Here is a 7,688-nt window from a genome sequence, read left to right as displayed (position 1 = left end):
TCATGTCCGCGACCCGTGGTCACCTCGTTCGGCCGGCTGTCATAGACCGTGGTCAGAGCCCTCCGCGGGGCGCCACCGATGAGTTCCACCCCATGGCCCGGTCTCATCAGACATGAGTGTGGAAGCCGTCGACCCGGCCGGACCCGATCCCGTCGTCCTTGTGGTGCCCGCGCCCGTGACCCTGGCGGATGTGCCGCCGCTGTGCGCGCGGCTGTATGCGTTGTACGGGGAAGGGGCCGCTGAAGTGGTGTGCGATCTTGCTGAGCTGACCAGGGCCAACCTGGCTTCGGTGGAGGCCGTGGCCCGGCTGCGACTCACCGCACGCAGGGCCGGGCGGGCGGTGAGAATGCGCAACGCGGGCCCTGAGCTACAGGCCCTGCTGACCCTGATGGGCCTTGACTGCCTCACCCAACGAGGCGATGACAGCCTTTCGCACGGTGTCACCCAGCCGGCTGCCCCCGCGCCGGATGCCGCCACGCCCACTGATCCCACGCCCGGTGACCTCGCTCAATCCGGCGCCTACGCCCAGCGAGATGGCCCTGCACCGTCCTGATCAGGACCGCTCGATCAGGACGGCCCGATCAGGACCGCCCCGGGGAACTGAACACAGAGCCCGGAGCGGCCCGGCGGCTAGCGGACCAGACGGCTAGTCGCTCTCCTTCTCCAGTCGATCCGGCAGATCGAACAGCGGGAACCAGCGCTCGGTGTCCAGGAAGGAATTGATCCCCGCGATCTTGCCGTCGCGGATCTCCATGACCATCAGGGCCCAGGGCACATGCCCGTTCCCATCCGGGGCCTCGTGGTAGTGGGCGAAGGCCGGCATGCCGTTCGCGACGGTCGCAATGAGCCGCGATCGGCGACATACCGAGCCCACGCCCAGCATCCAGCCCACGATGTTCTCGTGGCCCTGGAGCCAAAGGTCGTACGGCGGCATGGAGAGCGTGGCGTCGTCGTGGAGGACCGCCGTCAGCGCCTCCATGTCGTACCCCTCGAACGCGGCCACATAGCGCTCAAGCAGCTTCCGCTGCTCCTCGTCGAGCGGGTTCGCCGCGTCCGACTCGGTGGGCGGTGACTCGGCGAGGGTCGTACGGGCGCGCTGGAGCGCGCTGTTCACCGAGGCCACCGAGGTGTCCAGCAGCTCGGCGACCTCCGCCGCCTTCCAGGCCAGCACCTCGCGCAGGATCAGCACGGCCCGCTGTTTGGGCGGCAGATGCTGGAGCGCGGCGATGAACGCCAGCCGGATCGACTCGCGCTCCAGGGCCGTCTCCGCCGGGTCGGCCGCCGACGGCAGCACCCGTCCATCCGGCACCGGCTCCAGCCAGGTCGCCTCCGGGCGGGCGCTGAGCTGTGCCTGGGCGACGGGCGTGGGCCCGGAAAGATCCATCGGCCGGGCTCGGCGGTTGCCCGCGTTCAACATGTCGAGGCAGACGTTCGTCGCGATGCGGTAGAGCCATGACCGCAGCGACGAACGCCCCTCGAACTTCTCGAAATTTCGCCAGGCCCTCACCATCGTGTCCTGAACGGCGTCCTCCGCTTCGAAGGACGAGCCCAGCATGCGGTAGCAGTAGCCGGTCAGCTCACGCCGATACCGCTCCAACTCCGCGTTGAGGTCCTGTGTTGTTGCCGTCTCACTCATCGGGTCCACCCCTGTCGCCCACTGGCACCAGCCCTTGGGAACCTACAGGAGGCCACCGACAACGGAACTCAGGTTCCCGGCTTGCGACCGTAGACGAACACGTCGTCGCCGTTCTTCAGCAAATTCCAGTATGACTTCGCATCCGCGGGACGCAGATTGACACAACCGGCGGAACCCGGCGGGTTGTACATCGACTTCGTCGTCGAATGGAACGCCTGTCCACCGTCAAAGAACTGCGCGTACGGCATCGGCACGTTGTAGAGCGATGACACATGATCGATATTGCGCCAGTAGATCTTCTTCGCACCCGTACGGGTCTCCTGCTTGTCCCGCCCGGTGCGTACGGGAACAGGGCCGTACTTCAACTTCTTACCGTCTTGAATCCAGCTCAGCTGCCGTGTCAGATCCACACAGGCGATACGGCCCTTGTTGGTCGGGCACGAGCCGGCCTTGTTCGGGGTCTTTCCCGCCGCGCGCTGCTGAATGATCGTGTTCATCGTCTGCCAGGTCAGTGAACCCGCGTAGCCGATGGTCGGGGTGATCCCGTGCTGCGCCTGGAACGCCTTGATCGCCTTGCAGTCCGCGACCGACTGCTTGCCGTCCACCGTCCGGCCCAGGAACTTCTCCACCTGCTTCTGGTACGGCCCCGTCCCCGCCGTGCAGGAGGCCGCCTGGGCGGTCCCCGTGCCCAGTGCCGTCGTCAGCGGGACCATCAGACCCGTCAGTGCGAGCACGATCCCCACTCGTCTGCCGAGTCGCCGTTCCCCGAGCGTCTTGTGCGTGTTGAATCCCACCGTTCCCCACTCCCCTTCGTGGATCACCGCGATTGCGCGGTCAGACCGTTTGACGGTTGCGGGGGACAGGTAGTTGTACGCAGCATGTCTCAATTCAGCTACAGCAAAAAGAAGGCTCCGCCGCCGAGTTCTCTCAGCGGCGGAGCCAAATTCCCTATTCCTCAAACGGTTTGGGGAAATCCCCTCGGGTGGCGCCTGGAATGTGCCAGGTCAGCGTGCTGCCACCGCCAGCTCCAGCCGCTCGCGCCGAGCCGCCCTGGTCCCGTACAGCGTGATCGACACGACCCCGAGCACCGCCAGCAGTCCCAGTGCCACGGTCCCCGCCCACCCACCGGAGTGGAAGGCGATCGCACCGAGCGTGCCACCGACGCTACTGCCCAAGTAGTACGCGGACTGGTACAGCGCCGACGCCTGCGCCCTACCCGTCTTCGCCGTACGGCTCACCGACGCCGAAGCGACCGCGTGGCCCGCGAAGAAGCCCGCGGTGATCAACACCAGACCCGCGAGTATCGCCGTCAGGGAATCGGCGAGCGAGAGCGCCAGCCCCATCGCCGTGGTGGCCACCGCCAGGTACAGCGCCCCGCGGCGGCCCAAGCGGGCCACCAGTTGGCCCGCTGCCGCGGACGAGAGCGTACCGACGAGATAGACGAGGAAGATCGAACCCACCACACCCTGCGGCAGATTGAACGGCTCACCGACCAATCGGTAGCCGATCACCGTGTACACCGCGCCGAAGACCGTCATGAACAGCGCGCCGATGGCGTACAGCCGCAGCAGCAGCGGATCGGAGAGATGGCCGCGCACGGTTTCCACCAGCGCCTTGGGGCTCAGGGTCCCCGGGGTGAACCGCCGGGCTCTCGGCAGCAGCGCGCGGAAGGCCAGACCGCCGATGAGCGCCAGCAGACCCACCGCCGCGAGGCCCGCCCGCCAGCCCCACAGCTGCGCCGCCCAACCGGTCACGATCCGGCCGCTCATGCCGCCGACGCTGTTGCCCGCCACGAACAGTCCGATCGCGGCCACCAGCGCCTTGGGGCGCACCTCCTCGGCGAGATACGCCATCGCCGAGGCCGGCAGTCCGGCCAGCGCCGCGCCCTGAAGCGCCCGCAGCACCACCATCGACTCCAGGTTCGGCGCGAAGGGCACCAGCAGCCCCAGCGCCACCGCCACCGTCAGCGACACGGTCATCAGCCGCTGCCGACCGAAGCGCTCGGAGAGCGCGCTCAGCGGCAGGACGAAGAGGGCCAGTGCGCCCGTCGCGGCGGAGACCGTCCAACTGGCCGCGGAGGCGCTCGCACCGAACTCGGCGGAGATCGCGGGCAGCAGCGCCTGGGTGGAGTAGAGGAGGGCGAAGGCCGCCATGCCCGCGGCGAACAGCGCGAAGCTCATCCGGCGGTAGCCGGGGAGCCCGGGGGCGAGGGGCTCGGGGACACTCTCGGAGGACGACGTGGAGTCTGTGGAGGGGAACGTTTCGGTGAAGACGGCGCCCACCGGGGTGGACGCCTTGGTACTGGCAGGCATGCATCGAACGTATGTCGCGCTCTTTCATGCGTCCAATGCATGGAATGGCGATAATCGTTCCCATGATGCATGACTCCAGCTCACAGCCTCGCCTGTCACACAGCAGTTACGAAGAAGACACAGCGCTGCTGCTCGCGCCCCGCCTCGCGTACTTCGCCGGGGTCGCCCGCCACGAACATGTGACCCGCGCCGCGCAAGAGATGGGAGTACCCCAGTCCACGCTCTCCCGGGCCGTGGTGCGCCTGGAGCGCGATCTCGGTGTCGCCCTCTTCGCCCGCAAGGGCCGCACGGTCACCCTCACCCCCGCCGGCCGCACCTTCCTGGCCTCCGTGGAGCGGGCGCTCGGCGAGGTGGAACGGGCCGCTGACTCGGTACGGGCCGACGCCGACCCCAGCGCGGGCAAGGTCGCCTTCGGCTTTCTCCACACCATGGGCTCGGAGACCGTGCCCGGTCTGCTCCGCGCCTTTCGGGTGGACCACCCCCGCGTCCGCTTCACCCTCGTACAGAACTACGGCGAGGCGATGCTCGGCGGACTGCGCACGGGTGAACTCGACCTCTGCCTCACCTCACCCGTCCCCGACGCCCCCGACCTGGTGGCGCGCCGGCTCGATGAGCAGCGGCTACGGCTGGTCGTCCCCGACGACCACCGGCTGGCGCGCCGCAAGCGCGTCCGCCTCGCGGAAGCCGCCGACGAGGCCTTCGTCACCCTGGAGTCCGGCTACGGCCTGCGCCGGATCACCGACGACCTCTGCGCCCAGGCCGGCTTCACCCCGAAGGTGGCGTTCGAGGGGGAGGAGGCGGAGACCCTGCGCGGGCTGGTCGCCGCGGGACTCGGGGTCGCGCTGCTGCCACCGCCCGCGGTGGCCCGCCCAGGGGTGGCGGAGCTCACCGTGACCGCCCCTCGCGCCGTCCGTGAGATCGGGGTGGCCTGGCTGGACGGTCACCCCGACACCGCCCCCGTGGCGGCCTTCAAGAAGTTCCTGCTCTCCCGCCGCGGCCAACTGCTCCCCGACTGACCCGCCCCGACGGCCACGCCTGGGGGACGCGCCGGACGTCCGGCGCCTGCTCAGTGCCGCAGCGACTTCCCGAACCCCGCGGCCAGCGGCATCCGCAACCCCAGGGGCGGCGGGGCGGCCATCGCGTCCTCGACCGGTCGGGAGTACGCGTGGGGAAAGAGCGACCCGAGCACGAAGTCCGTCGCCAGCGCGAGCACCTCGGCGTGGTGTTGGCGCAGCGCGTTGCCATCGGTGTGCACCTCGAACCGGCATATGTTCCGGTTCACCTTCTTGGCGCGTTCCGCGAGCCGGTACGACAGCTCCGGGGCGGTCCGCGCGTCATTGGTGCCGTGCACTATCAGCACCTGCCTGCCCACCAGTTGCTTCACCGGCTCGGGTTCGGTCCCCGATTCCTCTTCCGGTAGCCAGGGGGCCATCGCGAGTACGGTGCTGACCGCCGGATGGTCCGCCGCCCGCAGCGCCGCCCGTCCGCCGAAGCCGTGGCCGGCGAGAGCGATCGGCACATCGCCGTACCGCCGCACCACCTCGTCCGCCGCCCAGGACGCGTCCACCGCGTGCTGGGCGTCGTCGCCGTTCCAGCCACGGGTGCGGTAGTGCACGGAGTGCACCACCAGGCCGTCCTCGCGTCCCGCCTTCGCCAGCGCCCGGCCCAGCGACAGGGCCCGCGCGCGGGAGAGCGCCGACGGTCTGCGCACCGATTCCCGATCGCCGTCGGGCAGCAGCAGCACAACCCCGGCGACCAGCGACTCCGCCCCGCTCGGCCCGCCGTAGGCCCGCCCAAGCCGTGGTAGCCGCCCGCTGCCTCCCCGCCCTTCCCCTTTGTCCGCTGCGCTTCGCTCAGGATCTCCAGGTCGCCCCCGCCTGGGGGGCAGTGCACGGTGTGCCATGGCAGAACAGTGTCAGAAGCACGGGTCCACGCCACCCGTCCGCGCGGTCACTGTTACGTATCGGCCAGGCGTCTTCTACGCGCGTAGGGGCTAGAGTGCGTAGATGACGAGCCAGACCCTCATCACACCCACCGCGGACCAGATCCGTCGCGCTCCGAAGGTGCTCCTTCACGACCACCTCGACGGTGGGCTGCGGCCGGGCACGATCATCGAAATCGCCCGGGAGGTCGGCTACGAGTCGCTTCCCGAGACAGAACCGGACAAGCTCGGCGTCTGGTTCCGGGAAGCGGCCGACTCCGGCTCGCTGGAACGCTATCTGGAGACGTTCGCGCACACCTGTGCCGTCATGCAGACCAGGGAGGCGCTCTTCAGGGTGGCTGCCGAATGCGCCGAGGACCTCGCCGAGGACGGAGTGCTGTACGCGGAGGTGCGGTACGCGCCCGAACAGCATCTGGAGGGCGGACTCGCCCTCGAAGAGGTCGTTGAGGCCGTCAACGACGGTTTCCGCGAAGGTGAACGCATCGCCCGCGGTAACGGTCACCGCATCCGGGTGGGCGCCCTGCTGACCGCGATGAGGCATGCGGCTCGCGCTCTGGAAATCGCCGAACTCGCCAATCGCTACCGCGACTTGGGAGTGGTCGGATTTGATATCGCGGGCGCCGAGGCGGGCTTCCCTCCCACCCGTCATCTCGATGCATTTGAATACCTCAAGCGGGAGAACAACCACTTCACCATTCATGCCGGCGAGGCATTCGGGCTGCCGTCGATCTGGCAGGCGCTCCAGTGGTGCGGCGCGGACCGCTTGGGCCACGGGGTGCGGATCATCGACGACATCCAGGTGTCGGAGGACGGGCAGGTCCAACTGGGCAGGCTCGCCGCCTACGTCCGGGACAAGCGCATTCCGCTGGAGCTCTGCCCGACCTCCAATCTCCAGACCGGGGCCGCGGATTCCTATGCCGAGCACCCCATCGGATTGCTTCGCAAACTGCATTTCCGGGCCACGGTCAACACGGACAACCGATTGATGAGCGGCACCAGCATGTCCCGTGAATTCGAGCTACTGACCGATACCTTCGGATATACGCTCGATGATATGCAATGGTTTACCGTCAACGCTATGAAAAGCGCCTTCATCCCTTTCGATGAACGCTTGGCGATGATCAATGACGTCATCAAGCCTGGGTATGCCGAGCTGAAATCCGAATGGCTGTTCCGGCAGACCGCCACCACCAGCGATTCTGCCATCGCCCACGGCTGATCCTATTAATCCGGGACGGCCGGGAATGTCAACACTCCATCGCTCCCGGGTGTTTGCTTCTGCGTTGTCACGGTGGCTAGCTTGCGGAGCCGCTCATATTCCCCGTCCCAAGGACACCCTGATGAAGCAGTCTGCTGCCAAGTCTCTCGGCGTCGTCGCCCTCGGCGCCGCTTTGACCGCCGTCGCCGCGGGCACGGCCGCCGCGGAGCCGGCCGCCTTCCCCGACTCCGCGACCTCCCTGGACACCGTCGGCAAGGTGGTACCGGTCCACGAGGCCATCGCCCAGCTGCCGGCCGGCGCCGAGGTCCTCGCCGGTGGTCAGGCCGCTCTCATCCAGAGCACCGCCACCCTGCCCGGCACCCTCCAGGGTGCGGGACAGCGCGTGCTGGCCGCCGACGCCCCCAAGGACGTGGTGGGCAGCCTCATCGGCGGTCTGCCCGTCGGCCAGCTGACCAAGGCCCTGCCGACCGGCGGTCTGCCCGTCGGGCAGCTGACCAAGGCCCTGCCCACGGGCGGTCTGCCCGGCCTCGCCTGACCCATCCGTACGGCCGTCACCTTCCCCTTGGACGGCCGTACGGC

8 protein-coding genes are annotated in these 7,688 nt (G+C 68.6%); 4 read left to right on the top strand and 4 right to left on the bottom strand.

From position 1 onward, the window contains the following. Positions 1-112 precede the first annotated feature (112 nt). Positions 113-553, top strand: a complete 441-nt coding sequence (locus NBG84_RS41085) for an STAS domain-containing protein (protein WP_308312054.1) — start codon at positions 113-115, stop codon at positions 551-553. Between the two features lie 93 nt (positions 554-646). Here the strand turns inward: NBG84_RS41085 and NBG84_RS13580 are convergent, their stop codons facing one another. The 3 genes from NBG84_RS13580 to NBG84_RS13570 all read right to left on the bottom strand — a co-directional run bounded on the left by NBG84_RS13580 (position 647) and on the right by NBG84_RS13570 (position 3,948). Beyond that, positions 647-1,636: a sigma-70 family RNA polymerase sigma factor gene (locus NBG84_RS13580; RefSeq protein ID WP_250919646.1), complete on the bottom strand. Its 990-nt coding sequence runs from the start codon at positions 1,634-1,636 to the stop codon at positions 647-649. A 68-nt stretch (positions 1,637-1,704) separates the two neighbouring features. After that, positions 1,705-2,349 carry a L,D-transpeptidase family protein gene (locus NBG84_RS13575; protein ID WP_250919761.1) on the bottom strand — a complete coding sequence of 215 codons (645 nt, stop codon included), beginning with the start codon at positions 2,347-2,349 and terminating at the stop codon, positions 1,705-1,707. 291 nt (positions 2,350-2,640) lie between these two features. Beyond that, a complete protein-coding gene (locus NBG84_RS13570; protein WP_250919645.1) occupies positions 2,641-3,948 on the bottom strand; it encodes an MFS transporter in 1,308 nt (435 codons plus the stop codon). A gap of 62 nt (positions 3,949-4,010) precedes the next feature. Here NBG84_RS13570 and NBG84_RS13565 point away from each other — a divergent pair, with 62 nt between their 5' ends. After that, positions 4,011-4,964 (top strand): LysR family transcriptional regulator, encoded by a 954-nt coding sequence (locus NBG84_RS13565; protein WP_250919644.1) that lies wholly within the window; start codon positions 4,011-4,013, stop codon positions 4,962-4,964. Between the two features lie 50 nt (positions 4,965-5,014). On the opposite strand, the gene NBG84_RS13560 is transcribed toward NBG84_RS13565, so the two are convergent. Continuing rightward, complete coding sequence (locus NBG84_RS13560; RefSeq protein WP_250919643.1) at positions 5,015-5,851, bottom strand: dienelactone hydrolase family protein; 837 nt, start codon at positions 5,849-5,851, stop codon at positions 5,015-5,017. Between the two features lie 103 nt (positions 5,852-5,954). Here NBG84_RS13560 and NBG84_RS13555 point away from each other — a divergent pair, with 103 nt between their 5' ends. Together NBG84_RS13555 and NBG84_RS13550 are read left to right on the top strand one after the other, a co-directional pair. After that, positions 5,955-7,109, top strand: coding sequence for an adenosine deaminase (locus NBG84_RS13555; protein ID WP_250919642.1), 1,155 nt, complete (start codon positions 5,955-5,957; stop codon positions 7,107-7,109). 121 nt (positions 7,110-7,230) lie between these two features. Further along, a complete protein-coding gene (locus tag NBG84_RS13550; protein ID WP_250919641.1) occupies positions 7,231-7,644 on the top strand; it encodes an ATP-binding protein in 414 nt (137 codons plus the stop codon). Positions 7,645-7,688: the final 44 nt, after the last annotated feature.

The sequence above is a fragment of the Streptomyces albipurpureus genome, from assembly GCF_023701525.1.
GTDB classification, from domain to species: Bacteria; Actinomycetota; Actinomycetes; order Streptomycetales; family Streptomycetaceae; genus Streptomyces; species Streptomyces albipurpureus.
The sequence above is the reverse complement of the archived record's forward strand: the minus strand, read 5'-3'. Positions and strand labels throughout refer to the sequence as shown.

Excerpts from the sequence above, each read along its gene's own strand:
- NBG84_RS13565 (WP_250919644.1), top strand. The coding sequence starts at position 4,011 with ATGATGCATGACTCCAGCTCACAGCCTCGCCTGTCACACAGCAGTTAC.
- NBG84_RS41085 (WP_308312054.1), top strand. The coding sequence starts at position 113 with ATGAGTGTGGAAGCCGTCGACCCGGCCGGACCCGATCCCGTCGTCCTT.
- NBG84_RS13575 (WP_250919761.1), bottom strand. The coding sequence starts at position 2,349 with ATGGTCCCGCTGACGACGGCACTGGGCACGGGGACCGCCCAGGCGGCC.
- NBG84_RS13550 (WP_250919641.1), top strand. The coding sequence starts at position 7,231 with ATGAAGCAGTCTGCTGCCAAGTCTCTCGGCGTCGTCGCCCTCGGCGCC.
- NBG84_RS13560 (WP_250919643.1), bottom strand. The coding sequence starts at position 5,851 with ATGGCACACCGTGCACTGCCCCCCAGGCGGGGGCGACCTGGAGATCCT.
- NBG84_RS13555 (WP_250919642.1), top strand. The coding sequence starts at position 5,955 with ATGACGAGCCAGACCCTCATCACACCCACCGCGGACCAGATCCGTCGC.
- NBG84_RS13580 (WP_250919646.1), bottom strand. The coding sequence starts at position 1,636 with ATGAGTGAGACGGCAACAACACAGGACCTCAACGCGGAGTTGGAGCGG.
- NBG84_RS13570 (WP_250919645.1), bottom strand. The coding sequence starts at position 3,948 with ATGCCTGCCAGTACCAAGGCGTCCACCCCGGTGGGCGCCGTCTTCACC.